At 70.4% G+C, this 20,124-nt stretch carries 17 protein-coding genes; 4 read left to right on the forward strand and 13 right to left on the reverse strand.

What is annotated here, in order from left to right; genetic code table 11:
- Positions 1 to 58 precede the first annotated feature (58 nt).
- The 7 genes from IEZ06_RS26920 to IEZ06_RS26950 all read right to left on the reverse strand — a co-directional run bounded on the left by IEZ06_RS26920 (position 59) and on the right by IEZ06_RS26950 (position 9,176).
- Entirely contained in the window at positions 59 to 835 is a 777-nt protein-coding gene (locus IEZ06_RS26920) for a glycoside hydrolase family 16 protein (protein WP_189239473.1), read from the reverse strand.
- On the reverse strand, positions 832 to 2,229 hold the full coding sequence (locus IEZ06_RS26925) for a hypothetical protein (protein WP_189239474.1): 1,398 nt from the start codon (positions 2,227 to 2,229) through the stop codon (positions 832 to 834). Before IEZ06_RS26925 ends, IEZ06_RS26920 begins: the two co-directional genes overlap by 4 nt.
- 92 nt (positions 2,230 to 2,321) lie before the next feature.
- Entirely contained in the window at positions 2,322 to 3,053 is a 732-nt protein-coding gene (locus IEZ06_RS26930; RefSeq protein ID WP_229798732.1) for a hypothetical protein, read from the reverse strand.
- A gap of 23 nt (positions 3,054 to 3,076) precedes the next feature.
- Complete coding sequence (locus tag IEZ06_RS26935) at positions 3,077 to 4,069, reverse strand: MinD/ParA family ATP-binding protein (RefSeq protein ID WP_189239476.1); 993 nt, start codon at positions 4,067 to 4,069, stop codon at positions 3,077 to 3,079.
- Positions 4,070 to 4,115: 46 nt separating this feature from the next.
- Positions 4,116 to 5,846: a hypothetical protein gene (locus IEZ06_RS26940; protein WP_189239477.1), complete on the reverse strand. Its 1,731-nt coding sequence runs from the start codon at positions 5,844 to 5,846 to the stop codon at positions 4,116 to 4,118.
- On the reverse strand, positions 5,843 to 7,849 hold the full coding sequence (locus IEZ06_RS26945; protein WP_189239478.1) for a hypothetical protein: 2,007 nt from the start codon (positions 7,847 to 7,849) through the stop codon (positions 5,843 to 5,845). The genes IEZ06_RS26940 and IEZ06_RS26945 overlap by 4 nt, the downstream gene beginning before the upstream one ends.
- Positions 7,850 to 7,877: 28 nt before the next feature.
- Positions 7,878 to 9,176 carry a DUF8094 domain-containing protein gene (locus IEZ06_RS26950; RefSeq protein WP_189239479.1) on the reverse strand — a complete coding sequence of 433 codons (1,299 nt, stop codon included), beginning with the start codon at positions 9,174 to 9,176 and terminating at the stop codon, positions 7,878 to 7,880.
- Between the two features lie 760 nt (positions 9,177 to 9,936).
- Between IEZ06_RS26950 and IEZ06_RS26955 the strand changes: the two genes are divergently transcribed.
- Positions 9,937 to 10,431, forward strand: coding sequence for a GNAT family N-acetyltransferase (locus IEZ06_RS26955; RefSeq protein WP_229798734.1), 495 nt, complete (start codon positions 9,937 to 9,939; stop codon positions 10,429 to 10,431).
- Positions 10,432 to 10,482: 51 nt separating this feature from the next.
- Here the strand turns inward: IEZ06_RS26955 and IEZ06_RS26960 are convergent, their stop codons facing one another.
- Both IEZ06_RS26960 and IEZ06_RS26965 read right to left on the reverse strand, forming a co-directional pair.
- On the reverse strand, positions 10,483 to 11,943 hold the full coding sequence (locus IEZ06_RS26960; RefSeq protein ID WP_229798736.1) for an MDR family MFS transporter: 1,461 nt from the start codon (positions 11,941 to 11,943) through the stop codon (positions 10,483 to 10,485).
- Between the two features lie 218 nt (positions 11,944 to 12,161).
- Positions 12,162 to 13,889, reverse strand: a complete 1,728-nt coding sequence (locus IEZ06_RS26965; RefSeq protein WP_189239481.1) for a hypothetical protein — start codon at positions 13,887 to 13,889, stop codon at positions 12,162 to 12,164.
- 306 nt (positions 13,890 to 14,195) lie between these two features.
- Here IEZ06_RS26965 and IEZ06_RS26970 point away from each other — a divergent pair, with 306 nt between their 5' ends.
- Positions 14,196 to 14,855 (forward strand): DUF2637 domain-containing protein, encoded by a 660-nt coding sequence (locus tag IEZ06_RS26970; RefSeq protein WP_229798737.1) that lies wholly within the window; start codon positions 14,196 to 14,198, stop codon positions 14,853 to 14,855.
- Positions 14,856 to 14,866: 11 nt separating this feature from the next.
- Here IEZ06_RS26970 and IEZ06_RS26975 read toward each other — a convergent pair whose 3' ends face one another.
- The gene (locus tag IEZ06_RS26975; RefSeq protein WP_189239482.1) at positions 14,867 to 15,286 is read right to left on the reverse strand and encodes a PIN-like domain-containing protein; all 420 of its coding nucleotides are present in this window, start codon (positions 15,284 to 15,286) and stop codon (positions 14,867 to 14,869) included.
- A complete protein-coding gene (locus tag IEZ06_RS26980; RefSeq protein WP_189239483.1) occupies positions 15,261 to 15,962 on the reverse strand; it encodes a DUF433 domain-containing protein in 702 nt (233 codons plus the stop codon). Before IEZ06_RS26980 ends, IEZ06_RS26975 begins: the two co-directional genes overlap by 26 nt.
- Before the next feature lie 228 nt (positions 15,963 to 16,190).
- Here IEZ06_RS26980 and IEZ06_RS26985 point away from each other — a divergent pair, with 228 nt between their 5' ends.
- Together IEZ06_RS26985 and IEZ06_RS37870 are read left to right on the forward strand one after the other, a co-directional pair.
- Positions 16,191 to 16,382: a DUF7711 family protein gene (locus tag IEZ06_RS26985; RefSeq protein WP_444544044.1), complete on the forward strand. Its 192-nt coding sequence runs from the start codon at positions 16,191 to 16,193 to the stop codon at positions 16,380 to 16,382.
- 24 nt (positions 16,383 to 16,406) lie between these two features.
- The gene (locus tag IEZ06_RS37870) at positions 16,407 to 16,523 is read left to right on the forward strand and encodes a DUF7711 family protein (protein WP_444544045.1); all 117 of its coding nucleotides are present in this window, start codon (positions 16,407 to 16,409) and stop codon (positions 16,521 to 16,523) included.
- 59 nt (positions 16,524 to 16,582) lie between these two features.
- Here the strand turns inward: IEZ06_RS37870 and IEZ06_RS26990 are convergent, their stop codons facing one another.
- Together IEZ06_RS26990 and IEZ06_RS26995 are read right to left on the reverse strand one after the other, a co-directional pair.
- Positions 16,583 to 17,710, reverse strand: coding sequence for a hypothetical protein (locus IEZ06_RS26990; protein ID WP_189239485.1), 1,128 nt, complete (start codon positions 17,708 to 17,710; stop codon positions 16,583 to 16,585).
- Between the two features lie 43 nt (positions 17,711 to 17,753).
- Positions 17,754 to 20,012 (reverse strand): 2OG-Fe(II) oxygenase, encoded by a 2,259-nt coding sequence (locus IEZ06_RS26995; RefSeq protein ID WP_203871938.1) that lies wholly within the window; start codon positions 20,010 to 20,012, stop codon positions 17,754 to 17,756.
- Positions 20,013 to 20,124: the final 112 nt, after the last annotated feature.

Raw genomic sequence — 20,124 nt, forward strand, 5'->3', positions numbered from 1 at the left:
CCGGCCGTACCGGTCCGGTACTGCCGGCCCGTCCCGGCCGACCGGTCCGGTACGGCCGTCAGCCGCCGGCCTTCATCGGGTAGATGCGCACCCAGTCGACCTCCATCCACGCCTCCCCGTTGCTGCCCTCACCGGGGAACCAGTCGAGCTGCAGGCAGAGCGACATCGGGCTGCGGGTGGAGTGGGACGAGCGGAACCACTCGCGCCCGTCGAGGTAGCCGACGACCCCGGCGGGGCTGTTCTCCACGGCGTAGGTGTGCCAGCCGGTCATGTCCACGTCGGCGTAGCCCAGCTCGTGCCCGCCCTTGGGGGTCTCCAGGAAGAAGTCCGCCCGCTGCCGGTTGGGATCGTTGTAGACCCCCATGAAGTCGATCTCCTCGCGGGTGGCGCTGTACTCGCTCCCGCCCCCGCCGTTCGGCCAGAGCAGGGCCATCGGCCGGTAGGCGCCCGCGCCCCGGTACAGGCGGATGCGGGTCTCCCACCGGCCGTACGACTGGGCGTGGCGGGCGCCGAGCCCCGCCGTGGTCCCGTCGGGCAGGCCGTGCAGGTAGAGCGCGCCGTTGCCCAGGTAGAGCTCCTTGGAGGTGCGGCGGCCCTTGCCCGCGTGCCCGGGGGTGTCGTAGAAGACCCAGTCGGACGAGTCCAGGTACTCGTCCTCGAACTCGGCGCACCAGACCGGCGCCCCCCAGCCGCGTGCCTTGGCGGCGCTGGAGCCGTCGGGGGCGGCGGGGCAGGCGGACGAGGCCTCGGCGGGCGCGGCGCCGAGCGCGGTGCCCAGGGCCAGCATCGTCACCATGCTGAGAACGGCTGTCCGGGCGCGGGAACGGAGGATCATGGATTGCTCTCCTGGAATCTGGCGCAGAGCGTGGGTGGGCTGAAGGCCCAGCAACCAACCTGAGCGGGGGCCGAACGGCCCTTGGCAGACGGGTCCGCCGTCGAGGCCGCGGGGAGTGCGAAGACCCACCGAGGCGTCGCCGACGTCTGCTGACCATCATGCTCCGCCGCAGGTGAGCTGTCAGGAGAATCGGTGGTACGGCCGTGCCAGGGAGCGAGATTCCAGCAGGTGGCGGCGGTGCCGGAGGGCGGGCAGAGCTCCCGGAACGACGGCAGGGGAAGCGGCACGACGTCCGGCGCGGCCGGGGATCCGGAGGCCTGCGGCAGCGGGGAGCGGACCGGGAGCGGCTCCTCCGACAGGACCTCGGCGGCGGCCTCCGGAGCGGGCGGGACGGTTCTCCGCGAAGGGGCCGGGTCCGGAGCGGGCCGCCGGGTGGCGGCGGGCCTCGGGGTGGCCGTCCGCGGTCGCTCCGAGGAGCCGGCGTCCGGCGCAGGCCGCCGTGTGCCCGACGGGCTGGGCGAGGGCTTGGCGGTGGCTCTGTCCGGTACGGGCTCCTGCGTTCCCTTCTGCGGCTCCTTGTCCGGCTGCTTGCTCGGTTCCTCGTCCGGTCGCCCGTTCGGTTCCTTGTCCGGGTTCTTCTGCGGGCCCGCGTCCGGCTGCCTGCTCGGTTCCCTGCTCGGCTGCTTGTCCGGTTGCTCGTCGGGGTTCTTCTGCGCGCCGTCCGGTTGCTCGTCGGGGTTCTTCTGCGCGCCGTCCGGCCGCTCGTCCGGCTTCTCGGGGGCGTCGCCGGGGGGCGCGGTGCGCTGAGGGCCCGGCGTGCTCGCGGGGTGGGGAGGTTCCGCCGAGGGCGGAGCGTCTTCCGCCGGCCTCTGGACCTGGCTCCGGGAGGATTCGGCCTTCCGCTTCTCCGGGTTCTCCGGCACCGCCGTCCCGCCCCGGGCGGTGCCGGGACCGCGCGTCGCGGCCGAGGAGGCCGAAGGCGCGTCGGCGGTGGGGGCGGGCACCGGATCGTCCCCGTCCGGAGCGGGGTCGTCCTCGGCCTCCTGCTCGGACGGCGGCACGCTCTCGCTCTCCGGAGCCCGTTCCCGGTCTGGCTGCGAGGTCCGCTCGGACCGTTCCTCGGGGGTGGATCCGTCCTCCCCGGGAGCGGGTCGCTCTTCTTCGGGGGCGGGTCCGTCCTCCTCGGGAGCGGGTCCGCCCTCGGGCTCCGGAGCCGCCGGAGGCTCGGGGTCCACCGGGATCGGCAGCGGGTCGTCCTGGGCGGTCGGTGCCGGCCCGGGGGCCGCCGCGGCGACCCAGGGCTGGGCGGTGAGGGCGCCGGCCGTCGCGGACACTCCCGCGAGGAGGAGTCCGGAGACGAGGGTGAGGCGCCGGGAGGAGCTACGTGGGGGCATGAGGGCTCTTCCTCGATCTGTCGCGGTATATGAGTCGGACCGGTCACGGGGCCGGGCCGGTTACGGGACGGGAGCGGTGGGGCGGGGCCCGGTCACCGGGTGGGGGCGGTGACGGCCTTCCAACCGGCCGCGGTGAACTCGGGGGTGCCGGGGAGGGCGACCTGCGGCACGACCGTGGGCAGCGGATCGGGTGTGTTGACCCAGTCCCCCGCCCCGGCGCGGACGGTGGGGTGCCAGACCATCAGCACGCTCATGGCGACGGGGCTGGAGTACGCCGGTCCGTCGTCCTCGGCGCCCTTGGTGGCGGTCACCCGCACCAGGAGGGAGACCTGCACCTGGTCCTCCGCCCGCTTGTGCCACTGCACGCCGATCGTCTCCGTCCGCAGGGCCGCCCCCTCGGGCAGCTTCCCGTCCGCGGGCAGCCCGATGGTCTCCCGCCAGCCGCGGGCGGTGGCCGCCGCGGCCTTGCGGGCCTCGTCCTGCTGCTCCGGCGGGGCGTACAGGACCGCGGCCTGCTCGGCCTGGGCGGAGTCCAGCGTCCAGGCGGTCTCCAGCGCGGCCGCCGCCGCCGAGGCCGCGCCCAGCTCGGTGCGGGGGAACCCGACGGGATAGCCGGCGTCGCCCTGGTAGGCGGAGGGCGAGGCGAGGGTGATCGCGGCCGGGGCGGTGGCGGAGGGCGAGGCGGCGGCCGGTTGCGGAGCCGTACCGGACCTCAGGAGACGCCACCCCACGACCGCCGCCACGATCAGCCCGACGACCGCGAGGACCACGATGACCCTCCGCCGGGACGCGCGTCCCGGCGGGCCGAGGTCGACGTCGAGCACGGAGTCCTCGACGGCCGGCGGCACTAGTGGCTCCGGTCGGGGTGCAGGCTGAACGCCTGGCCCGCCGCCGCGGCCAGCCGCAGGTAGGCGCCCCGGGTGGTGGGCCGCAGGCGGGCCAGGTCCACCTCCGCGCCCTCCTTGAGGTGGGGGTCGTAGGGGATGCGGATCACGGTGCGGCACCGGGTGTTGAAGTGGCGTTCCAGCAGGTCGAGGTCCACGTCGGTCTTCGGCTCCACCGCGTTCAGCACCACGATGGCGTTCCGTGCCAGGTCCGCGTGGCCGTGGGCGTTGAGCCAGTCCAGAGTCGCGGCGGCCGAGTTGGCCCCGTCCACCGCGACCAGGCTGACCAGCACGATCTGGTCGGCGAGGTCCAGGGTCGCGCCCATGGCCCCGTGGAGCAGGCCGGTCCCGCAGTCGGTGATGCAGATCGAGTAGTAGCGCTCGATCAGCCCGGCGACCGTACGGTAGTCCTCGGCGTTGAACGCCTCGCTGACGGCCGGGTCGGTGTCGGAGGCGAGGATCTCCAGCCGGGCGGGCGACTGCGAGGTGAAGGCCCGGGCGTCGGCGTAGCGGACGATGTGCGGCGCCTCAGCGAGCAGGGTGCGGATGGTCGCGGCGGTCTCCGACTTGACCTTGAGGCCGAGCGTGCCCCGGTCGGGGTTGGCGTCGATCGCGATCACCCGGTCGCCCCGCAGGGAGGCGAGGGTGTTGCCCAGGGCCGCGGTCGTCGTGGTCTTGCCGACCCCGCCCTTGAGGCTCATGACCGCGATCCGGTGGTGCCCCCGCGCGACCGGCGTCTGGGCCTGGGCGATCAGTGTGCGCCGCTCGATCTCCGCCGCGGACTCGGCGGGGATGATCTTCTTTCCGGAGAGCAGCCAGACGAGCCGCCGCCAGCCGCCGGAGGGCTCCGGCCGCCGGTTGGTGAGCAGGTGCTCCGCGGTGAGCGGGACCGACTCCAGTTGCGCGTCGGACGGGGCGGGCGGGGTGGAATGGATCTGGGGGGAGGTCTCTGTCATCGTCGGGGGTCCTTTCGTGCGGAACGGTGCGCCGGCGCGGGGGCCGTCAGCAGGTACGCCAGCGCACCGTCGTGGAGATCGAGTCGTCGGGTCCGTGGAGGGTCAGCGGGACGGTGACGAAGGGGGCGGGGCCGCACCAGTGGCGCACCCGCAGGGCGCGCAGGGTGATCACACTCGTGTCCCCCCGCTCCAGGGTCCCGCCGGAAGGGCTCACCACCAGCCCGGGAGCCGCCGCACGCCAGGTCAGCGGCTCTCCGGAGGTGACGGTCAGGGTCATGCTGCCCCGCCCGTACTCGTCCAGCGTCACCTCGACGGGCAGGGGCACCCGGGCGGCGAGCGTGCCCTCCTCGGCGGCGAGTGCGCTCTCCTCGGGGAAGGCCGCGGGCGGGGAGGGCGCGACGGTCGTGGCGGCCTGGGGCCTGGAGGACGGCAGGGTCCCGGCCGGGCGCTCACCGCCGACGGGACCCAGGAGGTTCATCCCCGTCAGGGTTCCCGCGGTGCCGGCGACGACGATGACGACGATCTTCAGCGTCGTCGTCCGGAACCTGTTCCCCGCCCATGTGAGCGCCTCGGCGAAGCGCGCCCTCGACCCGTCGTGGGGGTGTACGGGATCAGGGGGACCGGTGGAGGAGGGGATGGAGAGAGGGACGTCGAGGTTCGCTCGCCCGGCGCGGGACGCGATCTGGGAGAGCAGCGCGTCGTAGAGCGGGGTGTCGTGCTCCGGGCGCCCCGGCGGCGCGGGCGCCGCCGGGGGCACGGGGGCGGCGAGGGGAACGGTCCTCTCCCCCCGGGGAGGGACCGCCGCGGACGGCTGCGACGGCGCGGGCCGTGCCGACGGCGCGGACCGCGGCGGGTACGGCTTCACGGCCCGCGACGGGTACGGCTTCGCGTACGGCGCGGTACCGCGACGCGGCGCGGTTCCGCGACGGGGTGCGGGCAGGTTCGCGCGTGGCGGATCCGCGGCCGCGGGCGGGACGGAGGCCGCGGGCGGGACGGGGGCCACGGGCGGGACGGGGGCCACGGGCACGGCGTCCAGGATGCGGGTCCCGGCCTCGGGGGTGAGCGGGGGGAGCGGAGGATGGGAGATCATCTGCGGGACCGTGTAGCGGATGTTGATCGGCCGCGTGCAGGCCGGGCACCTGACGATGTGCGCGAGCAGCTCCTCTCGCGCGTGACCGGGTCCGCCGGGCGGTTCGGGGTGGTCGCCGGAGAACGCGGAAGCGGCCAGCGCACGCAGCTCGGGGCAGGTCGGGCGCCCGTGGGCGAGGCCGTCCAGGGCGCTCACGAGCGTCTCGATGATGTCCTGGGTCCTGGTCGCCAGCCGGTCGACCTCCTCCACGGGGAGGGTCAGCACGTACGCGAGGTCCTCCGAGGTCAGCTCGTGACGGAACATCAGCCGCAGCGCCTCGGTGCCCAGCGGGTCGGCGACCCCCCATCCCTGTTCGATCAGCAGGACGTCCGGCATGCCCGGCCCGCCACCCGGCACGTATCCGTCCCGGTGGCCGGGCCGGGTGAAGCAGTCCCGCCGCAGGACGGCCAGCAGCCGGGCCCGGACCGAGGCGTTCTCCGAAACGTTCTCCGAAACGTTCTCCGAGGCGTTCCCCGGGGCGGAGCGCACGCCGCACACGGCGACGGCGGCGGCCACCGCCGCCGTCGCCCGCTCCGGCCCGAGATGGTAGGCGGCGTAGTCCAGCAGGTGCGCGCCGTGCTCGTGCACCCATGCCCTCCACTGGCCGGGGCCGAGCACGGCGTTCCCGGTTCCGGTGGATGAGTTCACGGGCCTGAGTACCCGGCCGGGTCCGGAGCGGGCCCGCCGTGACCCGGATCGCCGTAACCGCCGGGGGCACCGTAACCGCCCGGATCGCCGTAACCGCCGGGGTCGCCGTAACCGCCGGGGTCGCCGTAACCGCCGGGGTCGCCGTAACCCGGCTGGTCGGACGGCACGGAACCGAGCCCTCCGGGGTCGGGCTGCCCGGGCAGGGCGGGCTGCTCCTGCCCGCCGGACCCGGCGGGCCGCTCCTCGGGTCGGGCGGGCTGGACGAACGGATCGGTCTGCCCGTCCTGACCGCCCTGTTCGTTCTGGCCGTTCTGGCCGCTCTGGTCGGTCTGCGGGGCGCCGGACCGGGCGGGGGACGGGTCCGTCACCACGAGTTCCAGGCTCCGCTCGGAGAGGCCGGTGAACTTGGTCCAGTTGCTGACCTCACCGGGGGCCGGATCGGCGAAGAGCCAGCGGAGGAAGGCGGGCCACTGGCACGAGTCGCGGGGGACGGCGTTCTCGGGAAGAGTCACGCCGTCCTGAGCGGAGCGCAGCTCCGCCAGCTCGGCGGCCGAGTAGTTACGGCAGGGAGGGGTGCCCGGCGGGGCGATGTTGAGGTCCCACACGCCGTTGGCGTCGGTGTACCGCATGTTCCGGTCCAGTCCGAGGGCCTGCTGCGCGCGCCGGAGGAGCTCGGGGTCCTGGAAGACCGGGAGCGAGACGCCGCCGTCGGGGGAGCGCTGCTCGGCGGGGAGGTCGGCGGGGCGCGGTGCGTCCCCGTCCTGGTTCCCGGACCCGTCCTGGTTCCCGGACCCGTTCGGGACCTGGGCGTCCGGGACCTGAACGGGCGGAGCCTGGGTCTCCCCTGGAGCCGGCGCCCGGTTCTCCGGATTCCTCTCACCGCCCTCGGGCGCGGGCGCGTGCGTGTCCTGCGGTGCGGGCGGGTCTCCGGCGTTCCTGCGGTCCTGCGGGGCCTGGCCTCCCTGGGAGGGCCGTGCCGGCTTGAGCGTCCTCACGGAGGGCGGCGCGTGCTCGCCTTTCTCCACGGGCGGCTCGGGATTCGCGGTTCGCGCGGGCCGTTTCGCCGGGTGCGTGGGCTTCCCCGTCCCCGCAGGCCGGTCCGCCGGATTCCTGGTCTCCGTCGGTGTGTTCCTCGGCTTCTGAGCCTGGTCCCCCGTACGACCATCCGTACGACCCGTACGACCGTCCGTACGGTGGTCCGTACGACCGCCCGGGTCGCCCGGTGGGGCGGACCGGCGGTCGCCCCCGGGTGCTCCCCCGCCGTCGCGGTCGCCGGTGTCGTTGCCGCGCGTGGTGTCACGGGGGGAGGGGGAGGTGTGGCGGGGCGTCTCCTTCGCGGGCATGTTGACGGTCTGCTTGCTGGGAGGGGGCTCCACGATCCTGCTGCCCTCGCCCAGGTTGTTGCTGATCTGCTTCGTCGGTTTCGGCGCGGGAGCGGGGTTGGAGTTGGAGTTGTTCGACTGGTTGCCCGGGTTCTGCGCGGGCGGGGCCGGATACTGCTGCTGCGGGGCCGTCTGCCGGGAGCCCGAGCCGCCACCGGAGTTGCCGCTGGAGCCGGAGTCGCGGGGCTTCGAGTCGGACGACTTCGGCGGGTCGGCGGGCTTCTCCGGCGGAGCCGGTGCACCGCTGGGGTTACTGGGAATCTGCGCGGAGGCGAGGGCGATGCCGACCGAGGAGAGCGTGGTGCAGCCCTCCCCGCCGCCGCTCACCACGCGGCCGTCGGGGGTGAGGGAGAGGCAGACCCGCGTGCCGGCGGTGCTCGCCGTCCCCGGGCCTCCCGCCGCGACCGGTGCGCCTCCACGCTCCGGGGACAGGGCCGCCCACGTGCCCGTCCGCGCGTCGAGGAGATAGGTGCCGGTGCTGAGCTGCACCGCCTCGACCTCGGCGGGCGGGGAGAGCGCGGAGACGGCGGCTCCGAGGCCGGTGCCGGCCGCGAAGACCCCGATCGCGATGCTCGCAGTGACCACCGTCGCGCGCGAGGGCTTACGTGATGGTGTCGTCATCAATGTTCCTCTTCTTCCGGTGGGAACGTCAGGTGCCGTGGCTCTCCAGAACTTCGGACCACTCGCCGAGCACACGGACCCGTTCGTTGGAACCGGCGGGCGGGATGTAGGCCGCGTACATGCGGCCGTACGTCACGCTCGCCGAGCGTGAGAACGCCTTGTTGCCGGTGCGGACCGCGGCCGCACCCTTCAGCGTGACCAGCGCGCCCGCCCGGCGGGCGGTGCGCAGGTCGGTGGAGCGGGCGGCGTACCAGACCAGGGCGCCCCCGTCGCTGGTCATGAGCGAGCGCACCGCGCCCTCGGGGCGGTAGGACAGCGAGAGCTTCCAGCCGGCCCGCTCCAGCTGGGCGCGCTCCTGCCGCCAGAACAGCGCCGCCTCGCTGGTCCACGGGCCGTCGGCGAACCGCGCGTCCGGCCGGGTGCTCTGCAGGCTCGCCAGATGGGCCCGGGCGACCTGGCGCGGGGTCGCGCGCAGGCCGGTGGCGTTCTCCGGCAGGCTCGTGGCGTAACCCTCGGAGTCGGTGGCGATCTCGGGCAGCGGCGCGGGGACGGGACGGGTGTCGGCGGTGAAGGTCGTCAGCCGCCAACCGGCCGGGGTGGAGGCCATCACCAAACTGACCTGAGCAACCTTCTGCTGATGGGCGACCGCGACGAACCAGTCGGTGGTCCCCGTGGAGTCGCGGGGGATCCAGAGCTTCGGGCGGGGCCACATGCCCGCCCCCACCTGCGTGCCCTCCATGCGGGCGGTCTGGAAGGCCGCCCGTGACATCTCCAGGGCGAGGCCGTGCTCCAGCCTTCCCATCGCCTTGGCGTCCATCTTCGACTGGGCGATGGACAGCTCCCGGGCGTAGCGGCCGTGGATGCGGCGCGCGTCCTTGGCGGTGACCCGCGTCGGCAGGGTGTCCACCGGGGACTCGGTCGTGGTCGCGGGAGATTCCGCGGTGGCCGGATCCGTGGGAGGTTCCGCGGTGGCCGGATTCGCGGGAGGCTCTGAAGCGGCGGTCGGATCCACCCGGGTGGCCGGGGCGGCCACTCCTCCGGGTCCGGCCTTCTCGGCGGTGCCGGACGAGGAGGGGCCGCCGGAGGGGAGCACGCCGACGGACGGGGGCGGGACCGCCGCCTCCCACGAGGTCCTGCCAGGGGCGGGCGTGGTGTGGGCGAGCAGGGTCCGGGGACCGGAGGAGCCGGACAGGACGATCCAGATGCCCACACCGGTGAAGACGGTGGCGGCCGTCCCGAACACGACGACCTTCCGCCACCTGAACGTGGACAGTCGTTCGGGCTCCCAGAGGCCGTCGTCGAAGTCCTGTGCGGCAGGGGCATCCATGCGTTGGGAGAGCCAGACTCGCCTGCCCGGGGAATCTGATGCATGCCGCGACATAGATCCCGATATTAGACTGACAATGATCCCGGGGGAAGGTAAAGGGGCGGGGTTATTAGCGCTTAAAGCTTCTGTCATATAAATGGCATAAGGGTCATAATCCGGACTATCCGAAACTCGGGATTCGGCGAATGTCGGGAAGGTGTAGATCGTCCCCACCAGGACATCTCTAGAGATTCACTCCGCCGCCGAACCCCAGGGAGGCGGCACGGGAGGGCTCGTGTCGCCGCCTCCGGTGATCCGTCCGGAAATTCATGATCATTACAAGACGCATGACATGAATGCCATTCGCATGTCCATGCCGCCTGGTTGGGGCGTCCATATACGCCGTTTACGTGCCATCCATTACACCGTTCCCGGCTCCCGGAGGTGGTCTCCGAAAGCCTCGGAATCACCGTGGCAGCACTCCGGGTCCGCCGTTCACCACGGGGCCGTCCGCGGGAAGCCCACTCGTGGGATGCCGCTCACCGGAGGCGGGTCCACGGACGCGAGCGAACATGGGATCCGAAGCGGGTCCGCGGGCGTGGATGAGCCTGCGATCCGAAGCGGAACGACGGTCCGAGACGGGCCGGGGAGCGAGGACGGAGCCCCGGACGAAGAGTGACGGCTCCGCCCGCAACGGCTGGAGACCCGGCCGTTCCGTGTGAGACTGGCGGACATGTGGGATACCCCGTCCGCGGACGGCGGCGCGGCGAGCCTCCGGATCGTGACCGAACGGCTCCGCCTCACCCCTCTCTCCGTGGCCGACGCCGACGAGATGGTGGAGGTGCTGGCGGGTGACGGGCTCTACGCCTTCACCGGCGGATCCCCGCCCGCGCTGGACGAGCTGCGCGCCCGTTACGCCAGGCAGGTCGTCGGCCGCTCCCCGGACGGGAGCGAGGAGTGGCGCAACTGGATCATCCGCGGGAAGGCGGACGGGCAGGCGCTCGGCTACGTCCAGGTGACGATCGCGGACGAGGGGCGGCGGGCCGAGATCGCCTGGGTGGTCGGCCTGCACCGGCAAGGACAGGGGTACGCGTCCGAGGCCGCGCGGGCCGTGGCCGGCTGGCTCCGCGCGCGCGGTGTCGTCTCCGTCCAAGCGCACATCCACCCCGGCCACGCCGCTTCCGCCGCCGTGGCCCGCCGGGTGGGTCTGCTTCCCACCGACCGCCTCGACGACGGAGAGCGGCTCTGGCTGTCGCGGCCCGGGGAAGGTCCGTGACAAGGGTCCGTACGGCCGTCCCGGCCGTCCGTACGGCCGGGACGACCGCCGTCAGAAGTGGCCGGCTCCCCCCACCCCGTCGGCCTTGTCCGCCCGGGCCGGGAGGAGCAGAGCGGTGACGACCACGACCACGGACAGCGCCGCGCCGATGATGAAGGCCAGCCGCATGCCGTCGAGGGCGGCGAGCGCCTCGGTGACTCCTTCGGACTTCAGGACGTCTGCTCGCGCGCTCATCACGGTGATCACGAGCGCGGTGCCGATGGCCGCGAAGACCTGCTGCAGCGTGCTCAGGATCGAGCTGCCGTGGGAGTAGAGATGCGGGGGGAGCGCTCCGAGCCCGAGGGTGAACACCGGGGTGAAGGTCGCGGCCAGACCCACCATGAGCAGTGCGTGCAGGCCGAGGAGCAGCCAGTACGGCGTGGTCATCGTGATCTGGGTGAACCCGGCGAGTGCGAGCGTGATCCCGATCGCTCCCGGGATGACCAGGACCCGGCCGCCGAACCGGTCGAACAGGCGGCCGACGACCGGGCCGAGCAGTCCCATCGCGAGGCCGCCCGGCATCACGAGGAGCCCCGCCTGCAGCTCGTTGAGTCCGCGGAGGTTCTGCAGGTAGAGCGGGAGCAGGATCATCGAACCCAGCATCGCCATGAAGGCCACCGCCATCAGGACCAGCGCGACCGTGTAGGTGCGGTGGCGCAGGGTGCGCAGGTCCATCAGCGGCGTGCCCCGCTTCTGCAGCGACAGCTGGCGGAAGACGAAGACGGCGATGGTGGCCAGGCCGGCGGCCACGATCGCGGCGGCGACGCGGACGTCACCGCTCTCGAACCGGCTGAGCCCGTAGACCAGGCCGCCGAAGCCGACGGCGGCCGTCACCACGCTGAACCAGTCGACGGTGCTGGACCGGGGCTCGCCGACGTTCTCGAGCTGCTTCAGGCCACGCCACGCGATCACGGCGGCGATGGGGAGCACCACGGCGAACAGCAGGCGCCAGGACCCGAGCTGGAGGATCACCCCTGAGACCGCCGGGCCCATCGCGGGCGCGACCGAGATGGCCAGCGTGACGTTGCCCATCACCCTGCCCCGGTCCCCCTCGGGCACCACCTGCATCAGCGTGGTCATCAGCAGCGGCATCATCACGGCGGTCCCGGACGCCTGGACGATGCGCGCGCCCAGCAGCACCTCGAACGAGGGCGCGACGGCGGCCAGCGCCGTGCCGAGCAGGAACAGGCCCATCGCGGTGGCGTACGCGCTGCGGGTGGAGACCCGCTGCAGGAACCACCCGGTGATCGGGATGACCGCGGCCATGGTCAGCATGAAGGCCGTCGAGAGCCACTGCGCGGTCGGCTCGGTGATGCTCAGCGCACGCATCAACCGCGGGATCGCGTTGATCAGGATCGTCTCGTTGAGGATGACCACGAACGTGGCCAGCACCAGCAGTCGGATCACGGGCGGCGTGCGGCCTGGGACGGAGGCCGCGGGCTTGGCGGGTGAGTCGAGCAGTCGGCTGGACACGGTACCTCGATCGGGGTTGTCGGACATGACGTGGCCGCGGCCGGCACGCCGGCCTTCGGTCCCACGGGAAGTGGTCATGCAAGAGTGACGGACGCCACCGACAAAACTCACCGACCGTGCCCAACGATCCGGCACAAGATCCGAAATGTCACCTGGTTTTCACCGGGTCGGGGCATCCGTGACCGGGGGAGATCCCGTTCAGGTCGGTTGATGTCCGGTTATGCGTCGTTGCTCAGCAGGCCGGCGGCGTGCAGCAGGACGGTGAGCTGCTCATCTGCGAGAGCTGTCGATTTCGGGGCACTGAGGGTTCCGTCCGCATGAGGGTGCAATCCGAGCAAGGCACCCTGAACAGGGACGGCCAGTTGCCGCAGTTCGTTGATGCGTCCGCGCAGCAGATCCTCCGCCGCAGTCAGGAACTCCGTGCCCCATCGCTGCACCGCACGCTCACCGGCGTCGACAGTGACCTGATCGTCATCATCGGTGAGCACACCGTCATCGGCCAGAATGTCGAGCACGCCTTCGAGCCCGGACATGCCGTCGGCGAGTTGGAGCTGGTGGGTGACCGGATCGTAGGAGGCGGTCAGGCAGTGCTCGCCCCGACGCAGCAATGACTCCTCCAGCCCGCCTTCCCACGTCGAGCGATCCAGTTCGACCCAGCCGATGCCTGACAGCTTCCCCTCCAAGAAGTCCAAGACGTCTTCTGAATGTTCATCGATACCACCGGCGCCGTACAGCTGTTGGTAGACCTCCCCGGCCCAACCGCCGCCCTGATCGGTCACCCCGGCGACATCACCGGCGGTGACGATCGGAGCGAGCAGCGCGGCCACGTCCGTGAAGTCGGTCTCAGGGCAACCGCCGCGGTGGCACCAGTTCTCCCCAGGACACGAGAGGATCACCCGATGCACCGTGTCCACTGTGTCTGTACCGTCGGCAGACCGGCTGACGCAGAGCAGGTAACTGTGCAGTGGACCGGGGCCACCGATCAGACCTTCGGTGCCGTGCAGGGTCCCGCCGTACACGTACACGACCAATCCGCTTCGGCCCTCACCTGCCCAGCCGGCGATGGCCGCGCGAGCAGTGGCCAGCACACCCGCATCTACGCTGGGATCCCATGAGTCAAGGAGCCAGCGGGCGCTGTATCGCCAGTCCCCTGCGGACATGAGGGCCATGGCCAACGTCTCGTGATCCTGGTGCGTACTGTCGGTGACCGGCAGCCCTCCAAGGCTTGCCGAGGTGGCCAGGAGCTCGCTTGCCACTCCCGGATCCTGCATCGCCGACAACGGCTTTGCCGGTTCGACCGCCCACCACCGGAGGTTCTCGGGGATCAGCGCCTCGTTGGCCTGTGCGTCGATCACGACAGTCGTGACGGGCGTTCGCTCGCAGGTGACACCTAGGACCGTGCACAGGACCGCTTCCCATTCTCCGATCCCACCGGGCATCATGACCAACTCCGGCCGCTCCCAGCCGGGAGCAGGAAGCAGAACGGTCACGTCGCCGAGCTCGGCAAGGGCGGTAACCGTCAGAGGCCGTCCGAGGTGAGCCTCCTCATCGGACGAGCCAGGTTGTGGTTCCGATATGGGCTCACCGTGTCGGTCCAGGCGTGGGATCCATGGTGGGCGCCGCTCCTGCCGCCATCGGATTCGGTCCGCCTGGGCCAGCAACTCGTCCCTAGTCGGATGCGAGCGAAGGAAGCCGTCGACGGCGGGCCGCACCAATGCCTCTAGATCGGCTTTGCGAAGCACCTCAGGGCGCTCGGGTATGTCGATGAACAGCTCAGGTCTGACCATCTGAGCGAAGCGTGCCTGCACCGCAGCGGTGAACTTCGCCGCGAAGTCACCCTTGGTGGACTCGAACGCCTTCCTGGCCGACTCCAGGTCAACGCCGTCCCCGACCAGGGCGTCCATCATCGATAGCAGCACGTCATTCTGGCTGTATGCGCTGAGCATGACCACGACCATAACGACCGGCACCGACACGGTGAGGGCAGCTGACACATGGGAGACGTGGTGAAAGGCCCTCACCGAGGGCTCCGCCGACTGCAGGGCCGATATCTGCCAGGGTATGGGGCTCCGTGCCGACTTCGACCCGGAAACACGAAAGGTGCGGGTCTCAGTGGACCTCGCACCTTCCGGCGTGTTCCATGGGAAACCAAGTGTGTCCGAGGACGGACTTGAACCCAAACACTATGCCCGTCTGGCCTGCGAAGACATCTCCCTGGACGGGGAGTCATGATGACCCCTCATGCTTCCTCCGTGCGGCGCATCCAGGCCACGACGATCGCGGGCGTCGCGCTCCTGGCGGGGATCGCCGCCATCGTGTCGTTCCGTCACATGCACGAACTCTGCCTACGTCACGGTGAGGACTCTCTGGCCGCAGTGCTCATCCCGCTCGCCGTGGACGGCACCATCGTCGTCGCCTCGATGTCCATCCTCCTGGCCAACCGGTACGGCTCCCGTGGCGGAACACTCGCCTGGACCCTGCTCATCACCGGCAGCCTGGCCAGTCTGGGCGCCAACGTCGCCGTCGCCGAACCCAGCCTGATCGGCCGGATCATCGCGGCCTGGCCCAGTGCCGCCTTGATCGGCAGCTACGAGCTTCTGATGTCCCAGGTCCGCCGCATCGCCGCTCAACAGCCGTCCGAAGCATTCGGAACCACTCCGCACGTCGAGCAGGACCCCGCAGAATCCGTTGCGGATAGGTCACCGACAAACACGGTCCGGCCCGACAACCCGCCTCGCCCTCGTGACGATGAGATCGTGGATCTGCATCGAGCCGCGTGGCGCTGGGCTCAGGTGAACCGTCACCCCGACGGGGCCCTTCCCTCGGGAAAGGCGATCGCTGAGCAGTTCGAGCGAAGTGCCCGGTGGGGACGATGGATCAAGAACGCGGGCCTGGCAGGTGAGCTGAGCTGAAGATCATCCGCTCATTGGTCGCGACGCGGGTAGAGGCGTTCGAGGCGGTCGGTGTGGACGGCGTAGATGAACGGACCTGGCGTGCCGGAGACAGAGAAGATCGCGTCCTGGTTGGCGATGAAGCGATCGGCGTAGGCGGTGGAGGTCAGATCGCCGCGGGTGACGACGAAACAGCGGGCGTGATGTTCGATGACGGCTTCGATCTCGGCCTGTCGGTAGCGGATTCGCTTGTCCTTCATCAGCACGACCCAGCCGCGTTTGGCGCTGTCCTCGATCCAGCGGGTGTCGCTGACCTGTTCGTCTTCGGGCACTCCGTAGTGCTCGGCCAGCGTGATCAGATCCCACCCGGCGGCACGGAGTAAGCCCGGGACAGCCACCCGTCCCAGGCTGCGGTCGACGAAGAACTTACGCGGCTGCTCGGGTGGCGACACGAAGGACGTCCTCCACCTCTTGTCTGCTCAGCCCGAACTCTTCGGCCACGACGTCAACGGGCTCGCCGGCCTGGAACAGGTCGATGACGTCTTCGAGTTTGGCGCCGCCGCGCGCGAACCGTGGCCGACCGAACGCATGGTCGGCGTCAACTCGCACGTCAGCCACACGGTACTGCGGGAGGGTGATGACCTCGGCATATCCGTCCACGGCGAAGTCCACGCGGCGTAGATAGCTGGCCACGACTTCGGTGAAGACACGCTGGTTGTTGCGGACGACGACCAGTTCGCGCGTGGAATCGTCGCCGACGTGTTCGGCGTAGTCGTAGAGAACCTCGGCACCGTCGGTGAAAAGCCGACGACTGGCCAAAGCGTGTTCCAGACCGAGCTCACGTTGGAGCGCGTCGACGGCCGGGCGGATCCGCTGGAGCGGTACTCCGGCCTGTCGGAAGGCGGCCAGCGCGTATCCCTCTGCGAGGCCGATGAAGGGCACCGATGCCTGGTTCGGACGGCCAGGTCGCCGGGCGGTGATGACCGGCTCTCCGTGAACGGTGCGTCCGTCGCGCTGGCGGCGTTCGTAGCCGAAGGCCCAGGTGGTGAAGGTGGACGCGGGTACGGCGAGGTAACCCGCCGCTTCGGCGATGCCGTACAGCGGTGTCGTGAAGCGGTCGATCGCCATGCTCGCCTCGCTTTCCTGATCGCTTCCATAATGCTGCATTCACCACGGTGGCGCAGCCGACTCGACCTGCTGGGCGAGATCTTGCGGAATGCCCTCATGCAGGCTCGAACCAATCTGGCGCGGCCTCGGCGAGCTGGGATTCCCGCAGCGTAACGTTCGCCTTGTGGAGACGTTCGACCAGGTCATGCGCGGCCTGATAGGCGAAATCCCACCACCCAGTGGGACGCCATCGTTGACTGCGTCCAGGTCGCTTTGGTGCTGAATCTGCTGCTGGAGGAGGTGCCCTGGGGATCGCATCCGCACGGTACCGGGTGGCTGGTCGACTTTCTGCGGCTGGGCAAGGGCGCGATCGCCTACTGGTGGCGCTCGCGCGAGGCGCCGGTGCGGAATCACGTGATCAAGGGACCGGTCCGGTGCTGACCGCGCTGGCCGAGCGCCGGTTCGATCAGTTGCTGCGGATCACCCCGGCGGCGGGAGCATCGTGGGTCGGGCCGCCGACCCGAGGATCACCTGTGGGAGGCGGTCCAGGGGTACCTGGACCTTCTCGACACCGCGCCCTGAGGCCTGCTGATACCGGCCGGTCCTCGTCGCGAGCCGGACTCACCCACCTGCCTTGGAGATCACTTGGCTGCGCGGTAACGCTCGGCCATGGGGCCGGGGACGGGGGTGATCCGGGGCGGCGGCGGGTTGTCGTACCAGTCGGACTTGTAGCGGCGGAGCAGAGCCTCGCCGTCACGTTCCCAGATGAAGCCGCGTTTCTTGAGGATCTTGGCGAACAGCAGACTGGCCTTGGCGGGGTCGGCTGCGGCCAGGCGCTGGAGGGGGACGGGGCTGACGGCGTCCTCACGCAGGTAGCCGGAGATGATCTGCCGGTACGGCTGCCGCACGACCAGGTCGGGGTCGGCGAACGCGTCCTGAGCGAGGGCGTAGTCGAGGTAGAAGCCGAGCCCGTCGATCTCGTCGTAGATCATGGCCACACTGTCGGCGTGGGCCCATTCCTCGGGAAGTGGCTGCAGGCCGGGATCGGTCCACGGGCCGGCCTTGCTTCCGGCCTTCTCATAGACGTGACGGTAGAACGCCAGGAGCGTCTCCCGGACTTCGGCTCCCGCAACGACGACCAGGTCGCTGCCGTGCAACTCGATGAACGCCTGCCGCTGTTCGTCCTGCATGGCGCGGGCCTCGGCGAGCTTGGCAGGGTTGCGGAAGACTGCCTCGGGGTGGCCCGCCATCAGTTGCGGAAGTCCCGCCAGGACCTGCTCGGCCTGGTCGGCGGGAAAGCGGGCGCCGGGCCCGCTCATCATCCACTCCTGGCCCAGGGGAACGATCCGCTGGATGAGAATCATCCCTGGCCCGAGACCCGCCAGCCCTTGGGCGCCCATGTTGGATCGGGCGGTGTAGGTCAGTTCGTCGACGTGGTTGAACAGGACCAGGCCGTCGTCGCCGTCCCTGGCCTTGATCTCGAAGATGCCCTGGACGTTGTCACGCCAGGACAGCAGCAGGTCGCGATCCTCGGCGGACAGGTCGCGACGGGAGTGGATGAACTGCTCCACGACCGTGTCCCCGCCGGGCAGCTTGGCGCTGAGCATGAATCCTTCGAGCGTGAGCCCAAAATACAGCTCCGCGGTCTCGCCGCTGTGATGGCCGACTTCGGCCACCAGTGCACGTAGCTTCCGGTCGTAGCGGCCAGAATGGAGGAATGCGGACAGTTCCGCCTTGAGGCCCCCAGCACGTTCCAGAAACTTGTCCATTGTGCTCCTTCCCCCCGCACTCCAAGAATAAGAGAAGCCGTCTTCAGGCGGTCACGTTCCAGTGCAGGGTGAGCCAGGTCAGGTCTTCTTCGTCCCGTGTGCGGGCGAGGCGTTCCCGGTCGAAGAGCGCGTCGGTCTTGGTGAGCACCAGGGTGTACGGCCGGCCCTCGCGCCGGGTCTGGTGGCGGACTGGAAGTTCGGCCAGGTCAATCCGGCCGTGGACATGGGAGCGACCCCCCGTCGCGAGCTTCCACTCGAAGATCCGCCGCTGCGGGTCTCTCAGGAATGTCTCCAGTGTCTCGCACAGCTCACACGAGCATCCGGACGGCAGTTCGATCGACCAGTCGTCGTGGGCGCGAAGCGGCCGGGCTAGCGCAGTACGGATCCGATCGGCGCAGTTGGCGGCTAACTGGTCAAAGACCGGGTGGCTGGCCGTTGTCGATGTCTCGGCAGCGCGCAGGGCTGCTGTCACCAGCCGGACCACCTGATCGTCAGAGGTACGGACGAGTTCGCCCACACCTTCCAGCACTGCGGTCGACTCGCACTGCGCCGCAGCGATGAGCAGCCCGGAGAACGGTCGGCCCAGGCTGGTCAGCCACTCCTCCCGACTGGCGGTGGAAGCTCCGGTGAGTTCCGAGCGGACTCGCCCCGAGAACCAGGCCCACGACGGTTCCAGGAGGTGATGAGCGACCGCAGTTCCGGTCTCCTGTAGTGCGGAGATCAGCTCCGGGAGGGCCGAGAGCCAGTCGATCAGGTCGTCCGGAACGTAGCCGTATTCCTTCGGCGGCAAAGACCGGGACCAGTCGCGCAGGAGACCGCGCAGCCAGAGGTCGCCGTAATGTGCGGTCAGGGCCGCGAGAGACGCAGCGTGGGCGGCGACCATCTGCTGAAGCTGGAACGGGGCCAGCAGCATCGCACTGGTCTGGCCGTCATCCAGCCCCGGAGCGATGTCGAGCGCTCTGGCCAGGAGTTCGTCCTTCGGGCCCGAAGTGACTGCCTGCTGCCAGAACGGTGCCAGAGTCAGCGCCGCGTCACGCGCCTCGGTGGCGGCTCCGCCCTGGAGTATTTCACCGAGTTCGTTCAGCGCCCACAGTGCGGATGCCTCGGCCTGACTGGCGAAACCCCGGTTCCGTGGCCAGATCACGAGTGCCGCGCGTCGGTACCAGCGGTCCAGGGTGTTGCCGTAGTTGCCCATGTAGCCCTCGTACTGGGAGGTGTAGGGCGTCAGGTCGGCCGACGGGGTGCTCGTGGCCGTCTCGGCGTCCTGGAGGGCCAGTGAGATCTCCGTGAGCCGACCGTTTTTCGGGTCGATCCAGTGGCTGAGGGTGATGGAGGAATCGATCAGATCCTGGATGACATACTGCTCGTCGCCGCGCTCCTCAGCCTCATCATCGTCCTCTTCGTCCTGGTAGTAGTAGTCGTCTTCGTCCTCGTCGTAGGCGTCCCAGGTTTCCTGGATCTCCGCGAGGGCCAAGGTCACCTCGTAGCCCGCCTGGCCTGCCGCCGTCCGCAACAGGGCGGCCCGGGCCGCGTCGGCGCCTTTCAACCGGGACCAGTTCAGTCCTCGCGCGGTGTACTCGTGGTCGAGGAGGTAGGCGAGCCGCGACGGTGGATCAGCCGGGCCGCCGCTGTACGGGAGGATGACGGGGGTGGCGAAGTGGGTGTCGAGGCAGGCCGCGAGTTCGCCGGTCAGCGCGGTCTCGGGCGCGGTGCCGCTGTCGCCGGTCAGCAGCAGGTTGTAGGTGAGGGTGATCCGGTTTCCGGACGTCACGGGCAGGACCTGGTGGCGGCAGTCGGCGTAGAAGGCCACGAGGGAGACAGCGACCTTCGATCCCCGGTACTCGATGGTCTGTCCGTTGTGTTCCAGGACGAGTTCGCCACCGGTGTGCGCGGACGGCAAGGTCACCACCAGGGTCGCGACCATGTCGTCGTCCTTCTCCGAATCCTGGTGGGTGACGAAGAACTGACCGGTCTCGTACAGAAGCACGGAGTGGAGCTTCGGCGTGAGCGTGCAGTGGGCAGGTAGCCCGAGCTCCTCGCGCATCACCTCAAGGACGGCCGCGAACGCGTCGGTCCATTCGAGGCGCACCAGCTCTGTAGGGATCTCCCAGGTGTCACGGACCCGCGGGTCGGTCAACGTTTCCGTGCCCCGCCCGAACCGCGCGCGGCGGCCGAGTTCACGCAACTGGCCGACCTGTTCCTGGCCCACGGGGAACTTCAGCGGGCCGACACCCTCGACCGACACCGACAGATCGGACATGAAGAGCTTGCGGTAGACGCTCGCGGCTGCAGGCTGTTCCATGCCGCCGAGGAGTTCCGCCAGCCGCTTTCGAGCCGTCCCAGACACGGAACCCCCACACCGTCGTACCTGGAAAGTCAGGTCGAGAGTTTACGCCGTCATGAAGAGGCGCGGT

This window comes from Planomonospora antibiotica (assembly GCF_014647955.1).
In the GTDB taxonomy this organism is placed as follows: domain Bacteria; phylum Actinomycetota; class Actinomycetes; order Streptosporangiales; family Streptosporangiaceae; genus Planomonospora; species Planomonospora parontospora.

Bases quoted from the DNA above. Each gene is read 5' to 3' on its own strand.
- IEZ06_RS26980 (WP_189239483.1), bottom strand. From the start codon at position 15,962: ATGGCGATCGACCGCTTCACGACACCGCTGTACGGCATCGCCGAAGCG.
- IEZ06_RS26945 (WP_189239478.1), bottom strand. From the start codon at position 7,849: ATGACGACACCATCACGTAAGCCCTCGCGCGCGACGGTGGTCACTGCG.
- IEZ06_RS26995 (WP_203871938.1), bottom strand. From the start codon at position 20,012: ATGGAACAGCCTGCAGCCGCGAGCGTCTACCGCAAGCTCTTCATGTCC.
- IEZ06_RS26935 (WP_189239476.1), bottom strand. From the start codon at position 4,069: ATGACAGAGACCTCCCCCCAGATCCATTCCACCCCGCCCGCCCCGTCC.
- IEZ06_RS26990 (WP_189239485.1), bottom strand. From the start codon at position 17,710: ATGGACAAGTTTCTGGAACGTGCTGGGGGCCTCAAGGCGGAACTGTCC.
- IEZ06_RS26950 (WP_189239479.1), bottom strand. From the start codon at position 9,176: ATGGATGCCCCTGCCGCACAGGACTTCGACGACGGCCTCTGGGAGCCC.
- IEZ06_RS26925 (WP_189239474.1), bottom strand. From the start codon at position 2,229: ATGCCCCCACGTAGCTCCTCCCGGCGCCTCACCCTCGTCTCCGGACTC.
- IEZ06_RS26920 (WP_189239473.1), bottom strand. From the start codon at position 835: ATGATCCTCCGTTCCCGCGCCCGGACAGCCGTTCTCAGCATGGTGACG.
- IEZ06_RS26965 (WP_189239481.1), bottom strand. From the start codon at position 13,889: ATGCTCAGCGCATACAGCCAGAATGACGTGCTGCTATCGATGATGGAC.